General features: G+C 60.4%; 21 protein-coding genes and 2 pseudogenes. 8 read left to right on the top strand and 15 right to left on the bottom strand.

Annotated elements, in window-relative coordinates; all coding sequences use genetic code 11:
• Positions 1-23: 23 nt before the first annotated feature.
• The 7 genes from RRF55_RS23275 to RRF55_RS23305 are packed head-to-tail and all read right to left on the bottom strand — an operon-like array spanning position 24 to position 6261.
• The gene (locus RRF55_RS23275) at positions 24-839 is read right to left on the bottom strand and encodes an ABC transporter permease (protein WP_002908134.1); all 816 of its coding nucleotides are present in this window, start codon (positions 837-839) and stop codon (positions 24-26) included.
• Between the two features lies 1 nt (position 840).
• Positions 841-1671: an ABC transporter ATP-binding protein gene (locus RRF55_RS23280; protein ID WP_023159800.1), complete on the bottom strand. Its 831-nt coding sequence runs from the start codon at positions 1669-1671 to the stop codon at positions 841-843.
• Entirely contained in the window at positions 1668-2651 is a 984-nt protein-coding gene (locus RRF55_RS23285; protein ID WP_002908130.1) for an ABC transporter substrate-binding protein, read from the bottom strand. The genes RRF55_RS23280 and RRF55_RS23285 overlap by 4 nt, the downstream gene beginning before the upstream one ends.
• A complete protein-coding gene (locus RRF55_RS23290; RefSeq protein ID WP_064277273.1) occupies positions 2651-3532 on the bottom strand; it encodes a creatininase family protein in 882 nt (293 codons plus the stop codon). The genes RRF55_RS23285 and RRF55_RS23290 overlap by 1 nt, the downstream gene beginning before the upstream one ends.
• Complete coding sequence (locus tag RRF55_RS23295) at positions 3529-4008, bottom strand: RidA family protein (protein WP_002908128.1); 480 nt, start codon at positions 4006-4008, stop codon at positions 3529-3531. Before RRF55_RS23295 ends, RRF55_RS23290 begins: the two co-directional genes overlap by 4 nt.
• Positions 3998-5281, bottom strand: a complete 1284-nt coding sequence (locus RRF55_RS23300) for an amidohydrolase family protein (protein ID WP_064153681.1) — start codon at positions 5279-5281, stop codon at positions 3998-4000. Before RRF55_RS23300 ends, RRF55_RS23295 begins: the two co-directional genes overlap by 11 nt.
• An 11-nt stretch (positions 5282-5292) precedes the next feature.
• Positions 5293-6261: a PDR/VanB family oxidoreductase gene (locus RRF55_RS23305; RefSeq protein WP_040226272.1), complete on the bottom strand. Its 969-nt coding sequence runs from the start codon at positions 6259-6261 to the stop codon at positions 5293-5295.
• 207 nt (positions 6262-6468) lie between these two features.
• On the opposite strand from RRF55_RS23305, the gene RRF55_RS23310 reads away from it, so the two are divergent.
• From RRF55_RS23310 to RRF55_RS23325, 4 genes are all read left to right on the top strand, one after another.
• Complete coding sequence (locus tag RRF55_RS23310) at positions 6469-7368, top strand: LysR family transcriptional regulator (RefSeq protein ID WP_002908057.1); 900 nt, start codon at positions 6469-6471, stop codon at positions 7366-7368.
• A gap of 294 nt (positions 7369-7662) precedes the next feature.
• On the top strand, positions 7663-8652 hold the full coding sequence (locus tag RRF55_RS23315) for an ABC transporter substrate-binding protein (RefSeq protein WP_064153680.1): 990 nt from the start codon (positions 7663-7665) through the stop codon (positions 8650-8652).
• 11 nt (positions 8653-8663) lie between these two features.
• Positions 8664-10082: an amidohydrolase family protein gene (locus RRF55_RS23320; protein WP_064153679.1), complete on the top strand. Its 1419-nt coding sequence runs from the start codon at positions 8664-8666 to the stop codon at positions 10080-10082.
• 20 nt (positions 10083-10102) lie between these two features.
• Positions 10103-11092 carry an isopenicillin N synthase family dioxygenase gene (locus RRF55_RS23325; RefSeq protein WP_074185306.1) on the top strand — a complete coding sequence of 330 codons (990 nt, stop codon included), beginning with the start codon at positions 10103-10105 and terminating at the stop codon, positions 11090-11092.
• Positions 11093-11107: 15 nt separating this feature from the next.
• On the opposite strand, the gene RRF55_RS23330 is transcribed toward RRF55_RS23325, so the two are convergent.
• The 3 genes from RRF55_RS23330 to RRF55_RS23340 all read right to left on the bottom strand — a co-directional run bounded on the left by RRF55_RS23330 (position 11108) and on the right by RRF55_RS23340 (position 14365).
• Entirely contained in the window at positions 11108-11890 is a 783-nt protein-coding gene (locus RRF55_RS23330) for a DeoR/GlpR family DNA-binding transcription regulator (protein ID WP_004898673.1), read from the bottom strand.
• 92 nt (positions 11891-11982) lie between these two features.
• Complete coding sequence (locus RRF55_RS23335; RefSeq protein ID WP_008804577.1) at positions 11983-13320, bottom strand: aspartate aminotransferase family protein; 1338 nt, start codon at positions 13318-13320, stop codon at positions 11983-11985.
• Positions 13310-14365 carry a phosphotransferase enzyme family protein gene (locus RRF55_RS23340; protein ID WP_223203120.1) on the bottom strand — a complete coding sequence of 352 codons (1056 nt, stop codon included), beginning with the start codon at positions 14363-14365 and terminating at the stop codon, positions 13310-13312. Before RRF55_RS23340 ends, RRF55_RS23335 begins: the two co-directional genes overlap by 11 nt.
• 428 nt (positions 14366-14793) lie before the next feature.
• On the opposite strand from RRF55_RS23340, the gene RRF55_RS23345 reads away from it, so the two are divergent.
• Both RRF55_RS23345 and RRF55_RS23350 read left to right on the top strand, forming a co-directional pair.
• On the top strand, positions 14794-15564 hold the full coding sequence (locus tag RRF55_RS23345) for an SDR family oxidoreductase (RefSeq protein WP_004898667.1): 771 nt from the start codon (positions 14794-14796) through the stop codon (positions 15562-15564).
• A 14-nt stretch (positions 15565-15578) separates the two neighbouring features.
• Positions 15579-17105, top strand: coding sequence for an APC family permease (locus RRF55_RS23350; protein WP_004898666.1), 1527 nt, complete (start codon positions 15579-15581; stop codon positions 17103-17105).
• A gap of 61 nt (positions 17106-17166) precedes the next feature.
• Here RRF55_RS23350 and RRF55_RS23355 read toward each other — a convergent pair whose 3' ends face one another.
• Positions 17167-18084, bottom strand: coding sequence for a LysR family transcriptional regulator (locus RRF55_RS23355; protein ID WP_064153676.1), 918 nt, complete (start codon positions 18082-18084; stop codon positions 17167-17169).
• A 115-nt stretch (positions 18085-18199) separates the two neighbouring features.
• On the opposite strand from RRF55_RS23355, the gene RRF55_RS23360 reads away from it, so the two are divergent.
• Entirely contained in the window at positions 18200-19732 is a 1533-nt protein-coding gene (locus RRF55_RS23360; RefSeq protein ID WP_032415070.1) for an MFS transporter, read from the top strand.
• Positions 19733-19745: 13 nt separating this feature from the next.
• A pseudogene (locus RRF55_RS23365) lies at positions 19746-19841 on the top strand (transcriptional regulator); the annotation flags it as partial.
• A 36-nt stretch (positions 19842-19877) separates the two neighbouring features.
• Here the strand turns inward: RRF55_RS23365 and RRF55_RS23370 are convergent.
• The 4 genes and pseudogenes from RRF55_RS23370 to RRF55_RS23385 all read right to left on the bottom strand — a co-directional run.
• On the bottom strand, positions 19878-20366 hold the full coding sequence (locus RRF55_RS23370; RefSeq protein ID WP_004175817.1) for a DinB family protein: 489 nt from the start codon (positions 20364-20366) through the stop codon (positions 19878-19880).
• Positions 20367-20483: 117 nt separating this feature from the next.
• Positions 20484-21011: an anti-virulence regulator CigR family protein gene (locus RRF55_RS23375; RefSeq protein ID WP_002907918.1), complete on the bottom strand. Its 528-nt coding sequence runs from the start codon at positions 21009-21011 to the stop codon at positions 20484-20486.
• A 365-nt stretch (positions 21012-21376) separates the two neighbouring features.
• Positions 21377-22348 carry an ABC transporter ATP-binding protein gene (locus RRF55_RS23380; RefSeq protein WP_004151191.1) on the bottom strand — a complete coding sequence of 324 codons (972 nt, stop codon included), beginning with the start codon at positions 22346-22348 and terminating at the stop codon, positions 21377-21379.
• Positions 22345-22451: pseudogene (locus RRF55_RS23385) on the bottom strand (ABC transporter ATP-binding protein); the annotation flags it as partial. The pseudogene RRF55_RS23385 and the gene RRF55_RS23380, both read right to left, overlap by 4 nt.

Below are 22451 nucleotides of genomic sequence, written 5' to 3' on the forward strand. Positions count from 1 at the left end.
TTTTCCTGTTCGTCAGCAGAACATTAATGAGATTGCACGGCTTCGCTTTCATGCCAGGCGCTAAGCGCCCGGCGCGAAACCCAGGACATCACGCCAAACAGCGCGATCCCGGCGAGAGAGATCAGCAGCAGCGCGGCAAACATCAGCGGGATATCCAGCTGGTAGCCGGCCTGCAGGATCTGATAGGCCAGTCCGGTATTGGTCCCGCCGGTCCCGGCGACAAACTCCGCCACCACCGCGCCAATCAGCGACAGCCCACTGGAAATACGCAGCGCGCCGAAGAAATAGGGCAGCGCCGAGGGGATACGCAGCCGCACCAGCGTTTGCCAGCGGCTGGCGTGATTGAGGCGAAAATAGCTCAGCAGGCCGGGGGAGACGCTGCGCAGTCCCTGAGTGGTATTGGAGATGATGGGAAACACCGCCATCAGGGTGGCGCACACCACCAGCGAGAGCGTGGCATCCTTCACCCAGATGATGATCAGCGGGGCGATGGCGACGATCGGCGTCACCTGCAAAAACACGATGTAGGGAAACAGGGCGGTTTCCACAAAGCGGTTCTGCACCAGGATAAACGCCACCGCGGCGCCGATGACAATCGACAGCAGAAACGAGATCAGGGTGATCTTGAGGGTGAACAGCAGCGCCAGCAGCAGCGGCGTGAGATGCGTCCACAGGCTTTCCAGCATCACCAGCGGCGACGGCACCAGAAAGGCCGGGATACGGAAATAGCTCACCGCGCCCTGCCACAGGAGCACCATCGCCACCGCGACGAGGGTCGGATAGAGAATTTTGAGAAAACGCGGATGCTGGATCCACGGCGTTGCGGTTGTATTTTTCATATTATGACTCCATACCGGACTGGCTGGCCTGCAACAGACTGTCCTGCAGCTGACGGGCATACAGGGAAAAGGCCGGGCTGACGCGGAACGCCTCGCTGCGCGGGAACGGCTCGCGGATGGGGATATCTTCGACCACCCGTCCGGGACGGGCCGCCATCATGATCACCCGCTGGGAGAGAAACACCGCTTCGTGGATCGAGTGGGTGACGAACACTACCGTCAGGTTTTGCTCCTGCCAGAGACGCAGCAGGTCGCTGTCGAGTTTGTTACGCGTAATTTCATCCAGCGCGCCGAAGGGCTCATCCATCAGCAGCAGCTTTGGTCGGGTGACCAGGCCGCGGGCGATGGAGACGCGCATTTGCATGCCGCCGGAGAGTTCGCGCGGCAGGACGTCGGCGAACTTGCCGAGGCCCACCAGCTCAAGGACTTCACTCACCCGGGTATTTCCCTCCGCCCGCGGCACGCCGGCCAGATCCAGCGGCAGCCTGACGTTATTGCGCACGCTGCTCCACGGCATCAGGGTGGCTTCCTGGAAGACGAACGACAGCGGATGCTGGGCCTTTTCCCGACTGTCGCGCCGCCACAGCATCAGCTTGCCGTCGCTGGGCTCCACAAGGCCGGCGACCATCTTCAGCAGGGTGCTTTTACCGCAGCCGGACGGGCCGAGCAGGGTAATAAACTCCCCCTGATTGATGGTCAGGTTGACGGGCAGCAGCGCCCGGGTGCCGTTGCTGTAGATTTTCTCCGCCGACAGCACCTCGATGGCCGGGGTGGCAGCGGCGGGCATAAAGCGGGTATCGCTCATCACGGTCAGTTTCGGGGCGGTATTCATGGCATCACTCCGGCGTCTTTGACCATCTCCAGGGTGTAAGTCTGCTCAAACGGCACCTTGCTGGCGTCGATCAGTTTGTTTTTCACCAGCATGTCCCAGGTTTTCTTCAGCCGCGGCTCGGTGATGATGCCGATGCCGCCGGTCTTAGCATCGCCGCCGGTCACCAGCTGGTACTGCTTCATCTGGGCAATGCCAAAGGCGATCTGCTCGGCGCCCATCTGCGGATTTGCTTTACCGATCAGGCTGTTGCCGGGGGCGGGATCCTGCAGGTAGCTTTTCCAGCCTTCCATGGAGGCTTTGACGAAGGCCGCCACCGCCGCCGGACGTTTGCGGATGGTGTCGGCCATACAGATAATCGAGTTGCCGTAGGGCGGGTAGCCCCAGTCGCTGAGCGGATAGACATAGAACGGCTGCCCGCCTTTGGCGACGGAGAACGGCTCGGAGGTCACGTAGCCCTGCTGCACCAGGTTTTTATCGGCGAGGAACGGCTGAACGTTAAAGGTATAGGGGCGCACTTTGCTGCCAGCCAGACCCAGCTCGCTTTTCGCCCACGGCCAGAAGGAGGTATAGGCCTCGGTGGCGAGCAGGAAGGTTTTGTCTTTAAGTTCCGCCGGGTTCTCCACCTTGTCATGGGTGATAAACACCGTCGGCGAGTGCTGGAACACGGTGGCGACGGTCACCGCGTGCACCCCGGCCTGCCAGGTCTCCAGCGCCTGGCCGTTGTCGCCAAGGGTGCAGTCCGCCTGACCGGCCGCCATCAGCTGCATGACGTTGATCTGCGGGCCGCCCATTTTAATTTCGACATCGAGACCGGCGTGTTGATACAGCCCGGTGGCCTGGGCCTGGTAAAACCCGCCGTGTTCGGCCTGGGCATACCAGTTGGTGAGAAAGGTAAACTTCTCCGCCGCGAAGCAGGAGGCTGAGGTCGCGAGGGCGGCCACGGTCAGCAGGGTAAAAACGGGCGTCAATCTGGTATTCATCAGGGCTCCCTGGATTCAGCAGCGAAAGAAGGTGGTAGGGACTGCACAAAGCCGTGCCAGTGCTGTTTGCCCCAGGTCGGTTCGCGACGTTCGACCCAGGCCATGCGGTGGATCTCGATGATCGCCTGCGCCCAGCTGGCGGCGAGGGAGTCGAGAAGCCCTTCGCCTTGCTCCCGCGTCGCCGGGGTCGGGTCGCCAATCACCCCGCTGGGGCCAAAGTCATACGACGCCCACGCCGCCGCCGGACGGCCTTTCGACAGGGTTGGGCAGGGGAATTCCGGGGGGAAATTAGCGACGGCCCGTTCCATATGGACGCACTCCGGCGCCAGCGCCAGCATCAGCGCCGTTTCGCTATGCCCGGCGTGCATCGCCATCCGCTGTTCATGCGGGCTGAGAAACTGTTTTTCGCAGTTGGGCACGTTGAACACGTCGTGGGGGATGGCGATGAAATCCCCGTGGCGCAGGCGCATTTCCCGGCAGGCGATCTGCAGGATCTGCGGCTGGCCGCCGTGGCCGTTGATCATCAGCAGCTTGCGAAAACCGGCCCGATAGAGAGATTCGGCGATCTCCAGCAGGGTATGCAGCAGCGTATCGCCGCTAAGGGTCAGGGTGCCGGGAAAATGCAGATGCTCCTCGGACTTACCGTAGACGATCGGCGGAATGGCGTAGGCCGGGATCGTCGCCGGCAGCCTGGCGAGGGCATGGCCCGCCACGCCGGAAGATATCACGCTGTCCACCGAGCAGGGCAAATGCGGGCCGTGCTGTTCGATCGCCCCGGTGGGGAGGACGATAACCGTATTGTTTTTATCCGGCAGGGCGGCCACGTCCGTCCAGCTCAGAAAAGGAAGAAAGCGCGCGGCAGGAATGTAACCGTTAATCATCGCGGTGCCTCGGAGTTAAATGACGGGGGTAACCAGACGGTCGCTTCGACTTCAATCAGTACCGTGGCGTCGGGCAGCATTTCGCTGACCTGCACCACGGTGGAAACGGGCGGCTGGTCGGGGTAAAACAGCTTCCTGACCCGGCTGTAATAGGGAAAATGGTCAAGGTTGCGAAAGTACTGCACCAGCTTGATAACGTCGCTCATCTGCCCTCCCGCGGACGCCACGGTGCGGCGGATGCTCTCCAGGACGTACCAGCTCTGGGCGAGGATCGGGCCCTGTTTCGCATCGGTCGAAAATTCGCCGGTCGCCCCCAGCAGCTCCCGCACCGGCTCAGGCACATCCTGAAAGCCGTTGACGATGGTGCCGGTCAGGGGATTGACCGGAATAATGCCGGAGAGAAAGATAAAATCGCCGGCTCTGCGCCAGGCGGCATACCGCGCCAGCGGCGCCCCGGCGCCTGCTTCAAGACTCATGTGCCATCTCCTCCTGCCACACGCGCCGGTGGGTTAACCTGCCGTGGTTAACCACCAGACGGGCGGCGCTGTTTAAAGGCCAGGTAAAACGGTCGCTACCCGGGAAAATCACTACGCTGGCCGCCGCCCCGACGGCAAAAGGCGCCGCGTCTGCCGGCGAACCGGTTAGCGCCGCGCGATCGCAGATCAGCCGCGACTGCCGGTCGAACAGGTCGCTGAGCTGAGCGCTGAACAGACCGCAGGCCAGGGTGTCCAGCGGGTCATAGCTCCCCGCCGGGCAGAAGGCATCCTGCACGTTGTCGCAGCCGAGCAGGGTGGCCACGCCGGCGGCCTGCGCCTCGTGCAGCAGGGTGATCCCCCGCTGGCGCGGCGTGCGGCCGAACGTCGCATCCTGCAGCAGCAGGTTGGTCATCGGCAGAGCGATAAGGGTGACGCCGTGCGCCGCCAGCTGGCGCAGGATCGGCGCCGCCTGTTCGTCGCTGCCGGCGGCCAGTGCGCAGCCGTGGCTGCAGCAGATATGCCCGGGAAAAGGGTGGCGGGAGAGATGATCCGCCAGCCAGGTCAGCCCCTGAGACACTTCGCTGAGCTCCTCATCAATATGCAAATCCAGATCCAGATCCCAGCGGGCCGCGCTGTACAGCAGATTTTCCATGGCGGTGGCGTCCCAGTTGGAGGAGTGGATGAAGCCGCCCAGCAGGCAGCGCTCTCCGCTGTTGGCGACCGTCCGGGCGATGGCCTCCGCTTGCGCCGGCTCGCGAAACAGGGGCAGCGGGACCAGCGCCACCCGCTCCAGGGTGAGGCCGACGGTATCGAGGCGGGCGATCTCCTGCCAGGCGTCCGGCGCGTCGGCGGTAAACCAGTCGACATGGCTGCGCAAATGGGTCACGCCATTCGCTGCCGCCCGGGCCAGCGCGGTGGACGCTCGGCGTTGAATATCCGCCCTGGACCAGTGTCGGCGATCCTCATGCATGGCGTGGATCGCCGGCAGCAGCCCGGCCTGCGCTGGACGGCAGCGTTCAATGGTGAATGTCTTGTCCAGATGGGCATGGGGTTCCACCAGGCCGGGGAGCGTCAGGGCTCCCGCCAGGTCCCACAGGCCGGGAGTCGGCTGGTCGGTTGGGGTCAGTGCGGCAATCCGGCCGTCGCGAAAGGCCAGGTCCGCCAGCAGCGGCTCACCGTTGGCCCGCGTCGGCCAGCCGTCGGGCAGCGCCCAGGCCGGGAGTCGGGCGCGGCTGATACCGGTGAGCGGCGCGCAAGAGGAGGGGAGCGTCATCGTCAGTCTCCTCACAGATCCAAAACCAGACCCGGCGATTTCGCCCGCGAACAGCAGAGCGTGATCTGGTCGTTGCCGGCTTTCTCTTCCGCCGTCAGCACGCTGTCCCGGTGCTCGGGGATCCCGTCGAGGACCCCGGTAATACAGGAGCCGCACATTCCCTGTTCGCAGGAGAGCATTACCTCCACCCCGGCGTGCTGTAATACCTGAGCAATGGTTTGATCCGCGGCCACCTGCAGGCGCTGCCCGCTGGAGGCCAGCTCAATATAAAACGCATTTTTCGCCGCAGTATTATTTTCCGCCGCGGGAGTGAAACGCTCGAATACGAACTGCGACGGCGACCAGCGATATTCCTCCATGACCGACCGCAGTCTCTGAATAAAACCCTCCGGGCCGCAGGCTATTACTGCGGTATCAGGGTGGGGCACAGTTAAGCATTCGGGGACCCGCTGGCGAAGCGACGCGCCTTCCTCGCTGCAGTGAATGGCCACCGTGCCGTTCGCAGTCAGCTGGTTCAGGCGCGGGGAGAAGGCCGTCTGGCGCGAACTGGCGACATAATAATGCAGCTCCAGCGCCCCCTTTCTGGCGGCAATCGCTTCAGCCATCGCCAGCAAAGGCGTGATGCCGATACCGCCGGCAAACAGCAGGTAGCGCCCGGCCTGCGGCAGGGGAAAATGGTTGCGCGGCGGCGAAATGGCGAGCCGATCGCCGGCTTTGAGCTGCTGGTGCAAATAGCGTGAGCCGCCGGTGGAGGTGTCAGTCAGCCTGACGCAAATTTCATAAGTATTACTGCGGTCAGGCGTGCCGCACAGGGAATACTGCCGCGGACCGACGCCGGGAATAATAATATCGATATGCGCCCCGGCGGAGTAGGCCGGTAATATTTCCCCGGCCGCCGTCTGCAAAATTATGGATAGATTTCCCTGTCCGTTGGGGCGTATTTCCCCGACCGAGACCGAAATAAGATCGTGGCTGTGCATTACCGTTTTCTCTCCCTCATTCCGCTGTCTGCAGGGCGGCCAGGGGCGGCGAAGAGATAACTCCCCTTCGCGGTGAACTGTCCGGCGTGCAAGAAAATGGGTGAAACGATCGTTTCTCCGCTATGAATGCTACGGTATTGTGATAAAACTGTTGCGTCCAGAGCTTTGATTCGCACAACCCGTTGCAAAAAAGAGAGCACCCAAACCATGTTTGCCTTCTCCCGATTTCTGCTCTATTTCACCGAAGTGGCCCGTCAGGGATCGTTTCGTAAAGCGTCAGAGGCGCTGCATGTGTCGGCGTCTTCCATCGACCGTCAGATTTTGCGCGTGGAACAGGAGCTGGCGATGCCGCTCTTCGAGCGCCATCCCACCGGGCTGAGGCTGACCGCCGCCGGGGAGCTGCTCCTGCACGCGGCCAATAACTGGAAAAAGGACTTTACCCGGGTCTGCGAGCAGCTGGACGATCTGCGCGGGTTGCGGCGGGGGCATGTGCGCATCGCCACCATCGATGCCATTAACCGGCATTTCTTTTCGACGATGCTCAAAGAGGTGCATAAACATTATCCCAACATCTCTTTTACATTGACCACCATCAACAATATCCACATCCAGCAGGCGCTGATCTCCGGCGAGGCGGATTTCGGCATCATGCTCAATCCCCAGACCTCTCGTGAACTGCAGGTCCGGGCGTTTGCCGAGATGAATATGGGGATTGTGGTGCCCACCGGCCATCCGCTGGCCAGCCGCAGCGCGGTGCGCTTTAGTCAGTGCCTCGACTACCCCTTTATCCTGCCGTCCGCCCCATTGATGATCAGCGAGCCGGTGGAGGCGCTGGTGAACATCAGCGGCAACGAGGTGAAGGAGGTGGCGGTATCGAATAACATTCACATGATCCGCACCCTGATCAAAGAGCAGATGGGCATCGGCATCCTGTGCCGGCTGGATATTCTCGATGAGATTGAGTCCGGCCAGCTGGCGTTTGTGCCGCTAACCGATCCGCAGCTTAAGCCTTTCACCCTGGCGCTATGCGTCTCGCCTGCCCGCCAGCTTTCCCTTGCCGCCTCGATGATGCTGAACCAGCTGGAGATGCTCTTCAGCCAACTGTGAAATGTCGGGCAGGTACTAAAATCATTCATTAGTGCACCATTATGGTGCGTTTCTTGTGGGCATGAATCAAAGGTTGCATGCCCAAGGGGGGCGGCGCAGGCGATTTCTCGCGGCCGCTCGCAGGCGTTTAAATCTGGCATTGTTTTTGTATAGCTGAGTGTGAGTAGAAGCGGTCAGTACGGGTTATCCATACGGGACATTGCTCAGTCACCATGTCGCGGTTCAATGTTGACCGGGATGGGAGGCTGAGCCACATTCGCTCGCTCCCCCTCCCGGCGTAAAGAGGAGAGGGATATGAAAACAGGCGCACGCCTTCCCCGGGGCATACGCTGGCTGGGCCTGATGGCTCTCAGCGGTGTCTCGCTGGCCGTTCAGGCCGAGGAGAAAATCGTTCTGCTGACCTCCTGGTACGCCCAGGCGGAACAGGGGGGGTATTATCAGGCTCAGGCCACCGGGCTGTACAAAAAATACGGTCTCGACGTCGAGATCCGCTCCGGCGGACCGCAGGTCAACGGCATGCAGTTGCTGTTGTCGAAGCGGGCCGATGTGATCATCGGTTACGACCTGCAGCTGCTGGAAGGCATTCAGCGCGGCTTCCAGGCAAAAGCCATTGCCGCGCCCTTTCAGTACGATCCCCAGGGGCTGCTGACCCATGCCGATGTCACCTCTCTGCAGGGGCTGAAAGACAAAACCCTGCTGGTCTCCAGCTCCGGTCAGGCGACGTGGTGGCCGTGGCTGAAGGCGCAATACCAGCTGAGCGACGCGCAGGTTCGCCCCTATACCTTCAATATTCAACCCTTTGTCGTCGATGACGCTGTCGCCCAGCAGGCCTATGTCAGCTCCGAGGTGTTCCAGGTGCAGAAGGCCGGAGTGAAGGCGAACTTCTTCCTCTTTTCCGAACACGGCTATCCCCCCTACGGCGGCATCCTTATCGCCCGCCCGGACACCATCGCCGAGCGTAAAGCGGCGATGGCGAAGTTTGTCCGCGCCTCAATGGAGGGCTGGGTGAGCTATCTCAAGGATCCGGCGCCGGGCAATGCGTTGATTAAGCAGGACAACCCGAAAATGACCGACGATCTGCTCGCCTGGGGCGTGACCCAGATCCGTGAGCATCACCTGATCGACGGCGGGGATGCCGCCAGCCAGGGCTGGGGGACGATGACCGACGCGCGCTGGCAGAAGACCCGCGACTTTATGGTCAGCGCCGGTTTGCTGGCGGCGGCCACCGACTGGAAACAGGCCTACACTACCGAATTTGTTCAGGCCATGCAGGTTAAACCCTGAGGAGCAACGCCATGTCATTAATGATTAAAAATGCCCATGCCATCCTCAGCGGTCTGCCCGGAGAGGCGGCGCGGCTGGCCGGGCCGGATATTCGCATCCGCGACGGCAAGATTGCGGCCATCGGCAGCCTGACGCCGCTGCCGGAAGAGCGACTGATTGATGCCCGCGACTGCGTGATCTATCCGGCGTGGGTGAACACGCACCACCATCTTTTTCAGTCGCTGCTGAAGGGCGAGCCGCAGGGGCTGAACCAGAGCCTGACGGCCTGGCTGAGCGCCACGCCGTACCGCTTTCGCGCGGCTTTCGATGAACATACCTTTCGTCTGGCGGTGCGCATTGGCCTGGTGGAGCTTCTGCGCTCGGGCTGCGCCAGCGTGGCGGATCACAACTACCTGTACTGGCCGGATATGCCTTTCGATACCTCGGAGATTGTCTTCAGCGAAGGGGAAGCGCTGGGGATGCGCATCGTCCTGTGCCGGGGTGGGGCGACCCAGGGGCGGGCGGTGGAACAGGATCTGCCGGTGGCGCTGCGTCCGGAAACCTTCGACGGCTATATGGCGGATGTCGAACGGCTGGTCAGCCGCTATCACGACCCCCGGCCCGAGTCTCTGCGCCGGGTGGTGATGGCGCCCACTACCGTCCTGCACTCCGCGCCGGGCGCCCAGCTGCGGGAGATAGCGAAGCTGGCCCGCCAGCTAGGGATCCGGTTGCACAGCCATTTATCGGAAACCGTCGATTATCTCGACGCCGCGCGGCAGAAATTCGCCATGACGCCGGTGCAGTTCTGCGCGGAACACGACTGGCTGGGAAATGACGTGTGGTTTGCCCATCTGGTGAAGCTGCTGCCGGAGGAGATTGCCCTGCTGGGCCGTACCGGAACCGGCATCGCCCACTGCCCGCAAAGCAACGGCCGGCTGGGCAGCGGCATCGCCGATCTGCTGGCGTTAGAGCAGGCCGGGGTCCCGGTCTCGCTGGGGGTGGACGGCGCCGCCTCGAATGAAGCGGCGGATATGCAAAGCGAAGCCCATGCCGCATGGCTGCTGCAGCGCGCGCGCAAGGGGATGCTGGCGCAGCCGCGCTACGCCGGGGGCACCTTTGAGGGTGGGGCCGATGCGGCCACGGTGGAGGATGTAGTGCGCTGGGGCAGCGCCGGCGGGGCGCAGATCCTCGGCTTAGCGCAGAGCGGCACCCTGCAGGTCGGCATGCAGGCGGACCTTGCCATTTACCGGCTGGACGATCCGCGCTACTTCGGCCTGCACGATATGGCCATTGGGCCGGTGGCCTGCGGTGGGCGAGCCGCGCTGAAGGCGCTGCTGCTCAATGGCCGCCCCATCGTGGAAGACGACGCCATTCCCGGTCTCGACCTTGACGCGATGCGCCACGACGCGCTGGCGGCCGTCCGTACCCTCCAACAGCGCGCCGCTGTGTAACTGATAACAGGATAATGACGATGAACGCAACCACCCAGAATCAACGCTTCGCCTTACAGGAACTGGAAAAAGAGGCGCTGATGGGCGCCGAGGGCGAAGAGACCTTCGCCCGCGAAGTGCGCTGTATCGACCTGTCGAACTTTGCCGCAAGAAAAAATGACATTGCCGAACAACTGTGGGAGGCGGCGGTGGAGATTGGCTTCTTCCAGGTCAGCCATCACGGTATTCCGCTGGCGGATATCCGCCAGGCGTTCAGCATGACCGAGGCGTTTTTCGACCTGCCCGACGAGGTGAAGCGCCAGTATCCGCTGGCCGCCAACGCCGGCTGGGAAAGCAAAGCGCAGGTTCGGCCGTCGACCCGCACCCCGGATCAAAAAGAGTCGTATCAGATAACCCGGCCTCTGATGGCCGGGCGCTGGCCCAGCGATCGGGAGTTGCCAGCATTCCAGCAGACAATGCTCGGGTTTGAGTCGCAGTGCTGGCAGCTGGGGATGAAGATCCTCTCCTGCTTTGCTTTAAAGCTCGGTTTTCCGGAATCGTTTTTTACCACCGCGCACGATCCGCAGCGTGACACCTATCAGAGCACCTTGCGCATGCTGCATTACTATGCAACCGAGCAGTCGCAGCAGGGGATGTGGCGGGCCGGCGCGCACACCGATTTTGACTGCCTGACGCTGCTGTTCCAGCGCCCCGGCCAGGGCGGCCTGCAGGTTTGTCCCGGTAAAGACCGCGAAAGCCAGCAGTGGACCAGCATTGAGCCGCGCGAGGAGGTGATCACCTGCAATATCGGCGATATGCTGATGCGCTGGAGCGACGACCAGCTGCCGTCTAACTTCCATCGGGTGAGAAATCCGCTGCCCCATGAATATCAGGGGCCGCGCTACAGCCTGGCGTTTTTCTGCCAGGCCAATAAAGATGTCGAGATCCTCGGGCCGCAGAGGAAGTACCCGCCCATCAGCGCCGAGGATTATCTGCAGCAGCGGATCCAGGCCAATTTTGCCAAAGGGTAAACGTACCGGCGCGGGTCACTGCTGTTCAGGAGCGGCATGACCACGCGCCACGACCACCTTTTCCCGGCCGAGTACAGTAGCGAGATGGTCGGGCAGGGGCTGGTCAGTAATTAAACGGCTGATGCCCGACCAGCCCGCGTAGTGGTAGGGATAGGTGAGGTCGAACTTCGAGTGGTCGGCGACGACAATGCTCTTCGCGGCGCGCTGGATCATCGCCCGGTAAACCGTTCCACTGTCGATTAACGCCTCGCTTGGCCCATCGGCGGCGATACCGCTGGCCCCCAGTAACGTATAGTCCGCCGTGAACTGGCTGAGGAACTGAAGCGTCTGCGCACCGGTCATTGCCCCTTCGGTAGCGCAGTACTCCCCGGGAGCGACGATCACCCGGATGGTTGGATTCATCGACAGCACCGTTGCGACGCCGAAGGCGTGGGTGATGACCGTGATATCCCGCAGCTCGCTGGCCATCCGGCGGGCAACATGTACCGTGGTGGCGCCGGAGCCGATCATGAATATTTTGCCCTCGCGCATACAATGGACGGCATCCCGGGCGATGCGCTCGCGCTCTTCGGTAAACAGCTGGTGGCGCTCCGTGACCGTCGGTTCACTGTTCATGGCCCGCACCGCACCGCCGTAAGTTCGGTTCAGTACGCCCCGGCGGGTAAGTTCGTCGAGATCGCGACGGATGGTTTCGGTAGAGACACCGTGGGTGCGCGCCATATCCCCAATCCGCAGGGTCGGGGTCTCAGCCAGTTCGCGCAGGATCTGTTGCTGACGGTCTTCTTTTCTCTTCGACATGAACGCTGGTTACTCTCCCTGAAGTCGCTGATGCCGTTAATATACCTGCACGCCGAGGGCAAACAAACTGGATGTTTGCCCTGTCGGTTAGACTATCCGTTCAGGCGGCCCATGACTTTCGCCAGCCGTTCGAGGAAGAAATCTGCATCATCGCGACTGAAGCACAGCGGCGGACGGATCTTCAGGCTGTTGCCAAAGCGACCGGCCGCGCCAATCAGCACGCCCTCAAGCTTCAGGTGATAGATAACGCGACTCGTCAGCTGCGGATCCGGCTCTCCGCTGTCTGGCCGGGCAAACTCGATGGCGTTGAACAGTCCGGCGCCGCGAATGTCGGCGATGGCCGGGAAATCCTGGGCCAGCTGGCGCAGTCCGGCACGCAGATAGTCCCCGTTGCGCTGGGCGTTGTTCATCAGGGCCTCCTGTTCAATCACCTCCAGTACCGCGAGGCCCACGGCGGCAGCCACCGGGTTACCGCCAAAGGTGTTGAAGTACTCGGTCTTTTCGCTGAACGCCTGCAGAATAGCCGGACGCGTGATCACCGCGGCCATGGGAAAACCGTTCCCCATTGGCTTGCCGAGCGTGACGATATCCGGTTGCACACTGTGACGCTGGAAGCCCCAGAAATGAGAGCCTGTCCGACCAAAGCCCGGCTGGACTTCATCGGCGATAAACAGTCCGCCCCGGGCCTGTACGCGGGCTACCGCCTGAGCCAGAAATCCCGGCGGATCGGCGAAAACGCCGTCGCTGGAAAAAATGGTATCCACCAGTAGCGCCGCGCAGCCGTAGCCCCGCTCATCCAGCTCGTCCATGGCGCGCTCAACGTCGGCGGCGAAGAGGTCAGACAGCGTCTGGCCCGCTGACAGCCTGCGCAGGTCAGGGGCGGGAATGGTATGCACCCACGGGGGCAGGAGGGCCTCTTTGTGCCCGGAGGGAGAGACCTCCATCACCGCCGTTGTATTGCCGTGATAGGCACTCTCGGTGACGATGATCCCCTGCCGACCACTGATAAAGCGGGCCATCCGCAGGGCGATGTCGTTGCTCTCGCTGCCGGTGCAGGTAAATATCACATTCGACAGCCCGGCGGGGAACGTCGCCAGCAGGCTGTCCGCGTACTGCTCCAGTACCGGGAACAGATAGCGGGTGTTGGTGTTCAGTAACCCGGCCTGGCGCACCATCGCCTGGGTAATATGCGGATGACAATGCCCCACGCCCGGCACGTTGTTATACATATCCAGATAACGGTTGCCGGCGGAGTCCTCCATCCAGGCTCCGGAGGCCGACGCCATGACGATCGGTTGTGGATAAAACAGCACCGAACCGGTCCCCTGGGTGGCGTGGCGACGGGCAATTTGTCGGCTCAGGTTTTCGTCGGCCACGCCGGTCAGCGCGTCAAAACGGTTCAGTTGAAGAATGGGGGTTTTATTGTTCATCAGCAGGTTCCTTGCAGTTAACGGTAGCGCTAAGCGGTGACGCCTGGAGGAGAAACGCCTGGGCCAGGCGTACGGTGATGGCGCCCCATTGCGGGCTGTAGCGACGGGCGGTGGCTGTCTCACTATGGCTGGCCAGCCAGGCCGTCAGCTGTAAGCGGCGCAGCATCACCAGCACCGGAAGCATCACTTCGTCCTGCTGACTGAAGGGACGGACGCTACGGTAGCCCGCAAGCCACGCAGCGCGGTAGTCCGCAAGGGCCGGGTCGTCTTCAATAAAACTGACGGCGGTGGCAAAATCCCAGCCAAACCAGCAGATGCCGCAGTCGTCAAAATCAATCACCGTCAGCGAATTCTCATTCACCAGCAGGTTGGCCAGCCGCATGTCGCAGTGCACCAGCCCATAGCGGTCGGCGCCCTGTCCGTACGCTTCCAGTCTTGCGACCACTGTGGCCTCCACCGCCTCCAGCAGCGTAATATCGTCGGCGCTCAGTTGCGTCATCTTCCGCCAGTCGCCCCACCAGGCATGACGTCCGATAATCGTCTCGGTGTTCCACACCTTGCGATGAAAACCCTCGGGTTTTACCCAGCCTTCGCTGTGCCTGTGCAGTTCTCCCGCAACCCGTCCCAGGGCATGGTACCAGCCGGTGAGATGGCTACCGGTATCAGGTTCGCTGCCCGCAACAAAGGTGAATCCCACGACGTGGGTGACCGTTTCGCCGTCGATGAGGCTGGCGATACAGGTCCCATCATCCAGTACAAGCGGTACGGCGATGTTGATATCTCCCCGGGCATGCAGGGCGTTTAGCCACATCAGCTCAGAATGGATCTCCACCGCTGAGCTGTAGTTTGGGCGATGCACTCGCAGCACGATCTTTCTCTGCGTCATCTTATCGCTGACCAGAAACGTGGCATTTTCTGAAACCGTCAGCAGGCCAATCTCTGCGCCTTCGCTGAGGCCCCAGCGGGGCAGGAGCGGCCGCAGCTTCAGGGTAAGTGTTGTTAAATACTCGTCGTTAAACATGCTGTCCTCAATTTGAAATGACACGCTTAACACATTTTTATGTTGTGGTTGCGGGATTTGCAAGATGTGTGAGGTTTTTTTTGTTTTCTGTTGCGCTTTAATTATGCTTTTTGTTTATTAATTATTTTATTAACAGCAAGTTAGTGTGATTTAGTTGGCTGGATTCAGCCGGTTGCACCATAACGGAACGTATAATGTGTGTTTTTCTCATTCAGGCGTAATCAAAGCGTGAAGTTTGTTATTAATTAATTGATATATATAGATAAATTAATCTGTCTATTGCACCAGTCTTGTGCCCAATCATAGCGCATTATTTTTATGCTGAAATCTCACTTTAAAATGTTGAACATTCAACATTTACGTGATTATTCTTTTCCTGCCAGCGACGGAGATCGCTGCACGGCCAGGCCAAACGGATGGGATCGCAGAACTTTCACAGACGGGGAAAAATGATGTCAGATTTTATGAACAAACATGTGCTGGTGACCGGCGGGAGTAGTGGGATCGGTCTTGGCATTGCACTCGGCTTTGCCCGCGCCGGGGCGAAGGTGACCATTACCGCCCGCACACCATCGCGTATCGATAGCGCGATCGGCCAGGCGGCGGAGCAGGGATTAACGCTACGCGGTCTGACCTGCAACGTCAGTCATGCCGAAGAGGTAAAAGCCTGTGTGGCAGAAGCCGCACAGCAGTGGGGTGGTCTGGATATTGTCTGCTGCAACGCGGGGATTTTTCCTTCGGCGCCGCTGGCAGACATGAGCGAACAGCAGTGGGATGAGGTGCAGGCGATCAACAGTAAAGGGACTTTTTTAACTGTCCAGGCGGCGCTGCCATGGCTGAAACGGGCAGAGTATGGTCGCATCATCCTCACCTCTTCGATTACCGGGCCGGTAACGGGCTATCCGGGCTGGGCTCACTATGCCGCCAGCAAAGCGGCCCAGCTGGGTTTTATGCGTAGCGCGGCGTTGGAACTGGCCGGCGACAACATTACCGTCAATGCCGTCCTGCCGGGGAATATCGTCACGGAAGGGCTGAGGGATATGGGCGAGGACTATATCGCCGGGATGGCCAGCGCCGTGCCGCTCAAACGCCTCGGAACGGTGGAAGATATTGCTGCGGCAGCGCTGTTCTTCGCCTCCCGTCAGGCTGGCTACATCACCGGCCAGTCGCTAATTGTTGACGGTGGGCAGATCCTGCCTGAATCCGCCGCGTGCCTGAACTGAACGGAGCGTTCATCATGAGCAATGAAATTCTTGCCAATCCCGCGCCAGCGGCGGAAAAACATGTTGTGCAGCGGCTGCGGCCAAATGCGGTAGGCCTTGGCGGGGTGCTGTTTATGACTATCGCCACGGCAGCGCCGATCACTGCGATGCTGGGCAATGTGCCGATCGCGGTGGGTAGTGGTAATGGTCAGTTTGCGCCCGCGGGGTTTATGGTCGCCACCCTTATCCTTGCCCTGTTTGCCATCGGCTATGCGCAGATGGCCAGGTTTATTACCGCTACCGGCGCATTTTATGGCTTTATTTCACACGGCCTTGGGCGGATCGTTGGCATGGCGTCAGGAGTGACGGTGACCATGACCTACATTGTCTTTGAGGCTGCGCTGGTCGGGATCTTCGCCTTTTTCTGTGAGGATTTAATCAATACGGTCTTCAGCGTACATATCCCCTGGCTCATCTTAGCCTTCGCCATGCTAATGACTACCGGAGTGCTGAGCTATTTCGATATTTCGCTCACTTCCCGGGTGCTCGGCCTGTGCCTGGTACTGGAAATATTGATCCTCACCGCCGTCGCGGTGGCGGTGCTGATCCATGGCGGAGGGCCACAGGGTTTTGTCCCCGAGTCGATCAACCCGCTGAACGCCTTTACCCCGGCGAAAGGGGTGGTCGGCGCCAGTGCCGGAATTGGATTATTCTTCGCCTTCTGGTCATGGGTGGGCTTTGAGTCATCGGCAATGTACGGTGAAGAGTCGAAGAACCCGAAAAAGATCATTCCCCTGGCTACCCTGCTGGGCGTGATTGGTATCGGCGTGTTCTACGTGTTCATTTCGTGGATGGCGATTGCCGGAACGGGACCGGAGCAGGCTATTGCCCTTGCGCAGGATCCTAACCGCGCAGGAGAGATTTTCTACGGTCCGGCTCGCCAGTATCTGGGGGAGTGGGCGGTCGGGGTGTTTAAGCTGCTGGTGATCACTGGCTCTTTTGCCTGCGGGATGGCGTTTCATAACTGCGCGGCGCGCTATCTCTACGCGCTCGGGCGGGAAAATCTGTTTCCGTTTGCCGGGCGCACGTTGGGTCGTTCACACTCGCGCCACGGCTCCCCCCATGTTGCCTCTACGGTGCAGACCGTTATCGCCACGCTGATTGTGTTGCTATTCTTTATCACCGGTAAAGATCCTTACGCGGATATTTACACCCTGCTGGCGCTGTTGGGTACGATGGGCATTATGATTGTCCAGGCGCTTTGCGCCTTTGCGGTGATCGTTTACTTCCACGGCAATAAAGAAAATATTGGCAAAGGACACTGGTTTAAAACAGGCGTTGCGCCGTTGCTTGGGGGGATGGGGATGATCTATATCGTCTACCTGTTATTCAAAAATATGGCGTTTGCCGCGGGCGCTGCCGCCAGCTCCTCCTTTTATCATGCCATTCCGTGGATCGTGTTGGCCTGCTTCTGCTTTGGCGCCGCCATCGCGGTCTGGTTTTACCTCTTTGATGCGCAAAAGTACCGGGTTATAGGACGCATTGTACTGACGGATGATTGATGATGCGCACCTGCCGCCGGCTTTCGCTGGCCGGGCGGCAGGATATCCGGCGCAGGGCTTTTCAGAGGGAAGGGGGCGCCGATGCTGGTGACAAAGGTATCTCTGCCGCAGCTATAAAATCGATAAAACAGCGTATTCTTGGTGACAGGTAGCGGCTGGCGGGCCACAGGACCGAGAAATGCCCATCCTTGACGCAACAGCCGGGCAACACCTCCTGCAGTTGTCCCTCATCCATGGCCTCGCGCACGACAAAATCAGGCACATAAGCGATGCCCATCCCCGCCGCGCTTAAGCGAATGGCGGCCTCAATGTTATTGACCGTCATCACGGCAGCGGCCCTGAAATCTGCCGTCAGTCGCATACCGCGCAGTTCCCAGGGCTGGATCAGCCCCGTCGCGGGGAAGCGGAAAAAAATGCACTTGTGCGCCGCCAATTCCGCTGGTGAGCCGGGAACGCCGTATTCCGCCAGATAGGCCGGGCTGGCACAGAGCACAAAACGAAAGCCTCCCAGCGTTCTGGCGATCAAGCGGGAGTCCGCTAATTCACCGCTGCGGATAGCAACATCAACTCCCTCATCGATCAGATTGACCAGCCGGTCGCTAAAGTCGAGATCCAGTTCAACCTGCGGATAAAGACGGCTAAAGGCGGTGAGGGCGGGGAGTAACAGGCGGTAGCCAATGACAGGCAGTGAAATCCTCAGTTTGCCGGTGGGCTGTGAGAGACTGCTGGTCAGCTCTGACTCGGCCTCCAGGATCAGCTCCAGGATACTCTGACAGCGGGTCAGAAATGCGGCCCCCTCCGCCGTCAGGCTGACGTTTCTGGTGCTGCGGTTGAACAGCCGGACCCCCAGTTTATGCTCAAGCCGGGCGACATTCTTACCCACCGCCGAGGCAGATATGCCCAGCAGCCTGGCGGCCTGAACAAAGCTTAGCGTTTCGGCGGTGCGGACAAAGGACGTCAGCGAGGTGAGGCTGTCCATTGATTATAAACCTTATGTCTTTTAAGAAGATATTTTCAGTCTATTTATCGGCATTAACATCCGCAATAGGATGGCGACAGTTTATTCTTTCTTGCCGACTGATGAGGGCCGCCCGATGTTACTCACCGCCAGAACACCTTCCCGATACGCCAGCGCCCTGGCCGCGCTTTCTGTCTTTATGGCGGCCTTGCTGCTGCCGTTAAGTTTTACCGGCGGCGTCATGACCACCCCCGCGATACAGCAGTCGCTGGGCGGCTCTCCCGCTGCGCTGTCGTGGCTGACCAATGGCTTTATGCTGACTTTCGGCAGCTTTTTGCTGGCCGCAGGGGTGACGGCGGATGCCATCGACAGAAAACGTATTTTTATCGCCGGCGCCGCGCTGTTTTGCCTGAGCAGCCTGCTGTTTTGTCTGACGCACAATCTCTTCCTGTCAGGCGTGTTGAGGGCGCTGCAGGGCCTGGCCGCGGCGATGATTTTAGCCAGCGGCAGTGCGGCGCTGGCCCAGCTGTATGATGGCGCCCAGCGGACCAGGGCATTCAGCATCCTCGGCACGGTGTTCGGCATTGGTCTGGCGTTCGGTCCGCTGCTGATCGGCTTCATGATCGACGCGGTGGGTTGGCGCGGCGTATACGCCCTGTTTGCGCTGCTCTCGGCAGGGGTTCTGCTTATAGGCCTGGTATCTCTGCCTGCGACAGAAAAAAGCGAGCCGCGGACACCCGACAACCTGGGCTTAACCCTGTTTACGCTGGCCCTGATGCTGTTTACTGCATCGCTTATGGTCATTCCGGCCCGCGGTTTTTTATCCCTGACCACGCTGGCCTTGCTCATCGCGTCGGGGGGGCTGTTCGTGGCCTTTGTCGTACGCTGCCGGAGGGTGAACAACCCGGTGCTGGAACTCTCCCTGCTGCGTCATCCGCGTTTTGTCGGCGTACTGTTGTTGCCTGTCGCCACCTGCTGTTGCTACGTGGTCCTGCTGATTATTGTTCCACTGCATTTTATGGGCGGAGAGGGGATGAGTGAGTCGCAGAGCGCACTGTATCTGATGGCGCTGACCACGCCGATGCTGGTTTTCCCATCCGTTGCGGCCCTGCTCACCCGCTGGTTTTCACCGGGGCAGGTGTCCACGGCGGGACTGATGATGGCCTCCGTCGGGTTGTTGTTGCTGGGCGATGCTTTTCACAGTAACCACCTCCCGCAACTGGTGCTGGCGCTGATCCTCTGTGGGGCGGGGGCGGCGCTTCCCTGGGGACTGATGGATGGCCTGGCGATATCCGCTGTGCCGGTCGCCAAAGCCGGTATGGCGGCAGGCCTGTTCAACACCGTACGCGTTGCCGGCGAGGGGATCGCCCTGGCGGTCGTCTCCGCGGTATTAACGGCAAGCAATACCCTGACCCTGCAGAGTCGCGTTCACGGGTATGCCCCCGAGGTGATTCACCGCGCCGCAGGCTGGCTGGGGGCCGGCAATATGCCGCAGGCGGCTGCGCTTTTGCCTGATTTTTCCCTCCGGGTGCTGCGCGAGAGCTATGACTCTGCTTATACGCTACTGTTTAGCGGGCTGGCGGTCGTCACCCTGCTGTGCGCCCTGACGATCTGGCTGACGTTATGCCGGAAGGGGGGCGCTATCCAAACCCGCGACAGTGGATCCTGAACCCCCTTGATAGCCTTACATCTGGGCGTATCTATCGCCACGATCAGAACCCACCTTAGCGCCCTGTACCAGAAAACCCATACTCGACATCAGGCAGAGCTCCTGCTGATTCTCCGCGTAATCGACGGTGAATGGTTTCGCTCGGTCAGGAATGATGGTCGCGCAGGAAAACGGTCAGCACCTCTTTCGGCGGCACGCCGCCGCATTCGCCAATCATCCAGCCCACCGCGCCGCGGTGATAGGCGCCGTGAAAGAGCATGTGGTTCAGCATCTCCATCGCGGTCATATTGCCGTCGCCGCCGTCGACAAATTTGAAGGCGATACGTTCGTGGAAATCGGCGGGGGTCATGGCGCTGACGTACTGAATGTATTCGTCCGTACAGGCGGTCATGGCCGTTTCCAGCTCATCAACGGTTGGCGTCTCAGGGGTATTCAGCGCGGTGTAGCCGTGCGGCCTGCCGCGCAGGTTCGCCCGGAAAATCATATCAACGACATGGATATGGTTCATCAGCCTGATGGTCAGGTGACGCTTTTCGCCATGTACCGTTCCGTCAATCGCGCGGATCGCCTGTAAGGTGGCAAGGTCAATCCAGCGCTTGTATTTCAACAGCGTTACTACTGTGTCTTTGTCCATAGTCGGTCCCGGGTTGGTTGAACCGTTATCATACTGGTTATGCCGGTGAGCCGTCACTCACCGGCATCAGGCACAAAAAAGCCTCGCCGAGGCGAGGCTTTTCAATAAGCAGATGATTTAGTCAAACACACCGTTAATCACGGCGGTGACGATCGCGGTGCTCAGGGCCACCAGCACCAGATCATCGCCGACCGCCCGCCATTCATAGCCCGGATAATAGGGCAGGTCGTTAATCATAGAAGCTGGCAGGGTCTTTTTGGCGATCCCCGGAGGGAGTGGTTTGCCGCGGGCGACATTTTTGGCGATACCCGGCGGCAGCGCCTGATAGCCGACCAGACCGTAGTTCACGGCAAGGGAGCGCGCCCGTGAGAAGCTAATATCGCTGTCGACGTGGTCGGGCTTGCCGTAGTTTTTCCGTTTGCCGTGATCTTCAGTGGACTGGCCTTTATTTTGCCCTTTATTGCCATGGTCGCCACTGTTACCGTTGTTACCATGATTGCCGCTATTGCCATGGTTACCACTGTTCCCGTGATTCCCACCGCCGTTGCCATTGCCATTACCCGGGTTGGCATACGCTGGCGCGGCCATGACGGCAAGGGAAATAACCGCCGCCAGTGCTGTTTTGAGAGTGCGACGCTTAAGCATGATGTTGATACCTTAACAGGGAGTACACGCTTAAAAAATAAGATAAAGCTATACCCCAGGCAATCTCATGTTGTCTTATTTTTTTGCCCTTATTTAATTAGCGGCGGGAAAAGGGTAGCGGGACGCGGACGAGCAATTCCATTGCTGCGTTTTGACAGACGGGCGACCGCGCCCCGCTAAATATCTTGCCGGGAGGATCGCTCCCGGGCGTGGAGAAAAAATGCCCGAAGCCATTGGGCAAAAGAGTACAAAGATGTTCCGCTTCATTTATCGCGCGTCTCACAAGACGGGGCGGATAGTAAATCCTGGCGCTGCCGCGCACAATCGGTCGGTTGTTTAGAAATAAATAACCCCATTGACCGCGCTCAGGATGCGACCCAATGACAGGCGACCCGATGGCCCGGGGCCACCTCGCGCAGCGCCGGAGGCTCTCTGCGGCAACGTTCGCTGGCCAGCGGGCAGCGGGATGAAAAGCGGCAGCCGGCGGGGGGATTGGCCGGATCCGGGATCTCGCCTTGCACCAGCGCCTGCGGTTCACTGTGCGGGTCGAGGGTCGGCACCGCAGCCAGCAGGGCGCGGGTGTAGGGATGGAGGGGGCGGTTGAACAGCGCATCGCGGCTGGCGCTTTCCACCAGTTGCCCGAGATACATCACCGCCACATCGTCACATAAATGCTCCACCACCCCGAGGTCGTGGGAGATAAACAGAAACGTGACCCCGCGGTTGTCGCGCAGGTCGGAAAACAAATTGATGATCTGCGCCTGAATCGACACATCAAGGGCCGAGATGGGTTCATCGGCGACGATAAAATCCGGGTTGAGGATCAGCGCCCGGGCAATACCGATCCGCTGACGCTGGCCGCCGGAAAACTGATGCGGGAAGCGGGCATAGTGTTCCGGCGCCAGGCCGCAGATCTTCATCACGTCGATCACCCGGTCATATAGCTCATTGCGGGCGCACAGTTTGTGCTGCAGCATGGCTTCGCCAATCGCGTCGCCAATACGCAGCCGCGGGTTCAGCGAGCTATAGGGGTCCTGAAACACCAGCTGCATCCTGGGCCGGATAGCGCGCAGGGCAGGCGCGGTCAGGTCGGCCAGCTCCTGACCGTGAAATTTCACGCTGCCGGCGCTCTTCTCGTACAGGCCAAGCAGGGTCCGGCCGACGGTGGTTTTACCGCTGCCGGACTCGCCCACCAGGCCAAAAATGGTGCCCGGACGGATATTAAAGCTGACGCCGTCCACCGCGCGAAGCTCGCCGGTCTGCTGACCAAACAGGCCGTCGCGTAGCGGAAAATATTTTTTCAGTCCATCCACTTCAATGACATAGCGTTCGCTCATGCTGTCACCTCCGCAAATTCGCTATAAAAGCAGGCGGCACGTTGGCGGTCGCCGAGCAGCGGCGGAATCGCCTCCCGGCAGCGCGCCGTCGCCCGCTCGCAGC

The sequence above is a fragment of the Klebsiella sp. K47 genome (assembly GCF_051858335.1).
Taxonomy (GTDB): domain Bacteria; phylum Pseudomonadota; class Gammaproteobacteria; order Enterobacterales; family Enterobacteriaceae; genus Klebsiella; species Klebsiella pneumoniae.

Excerpts from the sequence above, each read along its gene's own strand:
- RRF55_RS23355 (WP_064153676.1), bottom strand. The coding sequence starts at position 18,084 with ATGGACAGCCTCACCTCGCTGACGTCCTTTGTCCGCACCGCCGAAACG.
- RRF55_RS23300 (WP_064153681.1), bottom strand. The coding sequence starts at position 5,281 with ATGACGCTCCCCTCCTCTTGCGCGCCGCTCACCGGTATCAGCCGCGCC.
- RRF55_RS23380 (WP_004151191.1), bottom strand. The coding sequence starts at position 22,348 with ATGAGCGAACGCTATGTCATTGAAGTGGATGGACTGAAAAAATATTTT.
- RRF55_RS23320 (WP_064153679.1), top strand. The coding sequence starts at position 8,664 with ATGTCATTAATGATTAAAAATGCCCATGCCATCCTCAGCGGTCTGCCC.
- RRF55_RS23330 (WP_004898673.1), bottom strand. The coding sequence starts at position 11,890 with ATGTCGAAGAGAAAAGAAGACCGTCAGCAACAGATCCTGCGCGAACTG.
- RRF55_RS23350 (WP_004898666.1), top strand. The coding sequence starts at position 15,579 with ATGAGCAATGAAATTCTTGCCAATCCCGCGCCAGCGGCGGAAAAACAT.
- RRF55_RS23315 (WP_064153680.1), top strand. The coding sequence starts at position 7,663 with ATGAAAACAGGCGCACGCCTTCCCCGGGGCATACGCTGGCTGGGCCTG.
- RRF55_RS23325 (WP_074185306.1), top strand. The coding sequence starts at position 10,103 with ATGAACGCAACCACCCAGAATCAACGCTTCGCCTTACAGGAACTGGAA.
- RRF55_RS23290 (WP_064277273.1), bottom strand. The coding sequence starts at position 3,532 with ATGATTAACGGTTACATTCCTGCCGCGCGCTTTCTTCCTTTTCTGAGC.
- RRF55_RS23375 (WP_002907918.1), bottom strand. The coding sequence starts at position 21,011 with ATGCTTAAGCGTCGCACTCTCAAAACAGCACTGGCGGCGGTTATTTCC.
- RRF55_RS23285 (WP_002908130.1), bottom strand. The coding sequence starts at position 2,651 with ATGAATACCAGATTGACGCCCGTTTTTACCCTGCTGACCGTGGCCGCC.
- RRF55_RS23360 (WP_032415070.1), top strand. The coding sequence starts at position 18,200 with ATGTTACTCACCGCCAGAACACCTTCCCGATACGCCAGCGCCCTGGCC.
- RRF55_RS23370 (WP_004175817.1), bottom strand. The coding sequence starts at position 20,366 with ATGGACAAAGACACAGTAGTAACGCTGTTGAAATACAAGCGCTGGATT.
- RRF55_RS23345 (WP_004898667.1), top strand. The coding sequence starts at position 14,794 with ATGTCAGATTTTATGAACAAACATGTGCTGGTGACCGGCGGGAGTAGT.
- RRF55_RS23295 (WP_002908128.1), bottom strand. The coding sequence starts at position 4,008 with ATGAGTCTTGAAGCAGGCGCCGGGGCGCCGCTGGCGCGGTATGCCGCC.
- RRF55_RS23335 (WP_008804577.1), bottom strand. The coding sequence starts at position 13,320 with ATGAACAATAAAACCCCCATTCTTCAACTGAACCGTTTTGACGCGCTG.
- RRF55_RS23305 (WP_040226272.1), bottom strand. The coding sequence starts at position 6,261 with ATGCACAGCCACGATCTTATTTCGGTCTCGGTCGGGGAAATACGCCCC.
- RRF55_RS23280 (WP_023159800.1), bottom strand. The coding sequence starts at position 1,671 with ATGAATACCGCCCCGAAACTGACCGTGATGAGCGATACCCGCTTTATG.
- RRF55_RS23275 (WP_002908134.1), bottom strand. The coding sequence starts at position 839 with ATGAAAAATACAACCGCAACGCCGTGGATCCAGCATCCGCGTTTTCTC.
- RRF55_RS23310 (WP_002908057.1), top strand. The coding sequence starts at position 6,469 with ATGTTTGCCTTCTCCCGATTTCTGCTCTATTTCACCGAAGTGGCCCGT.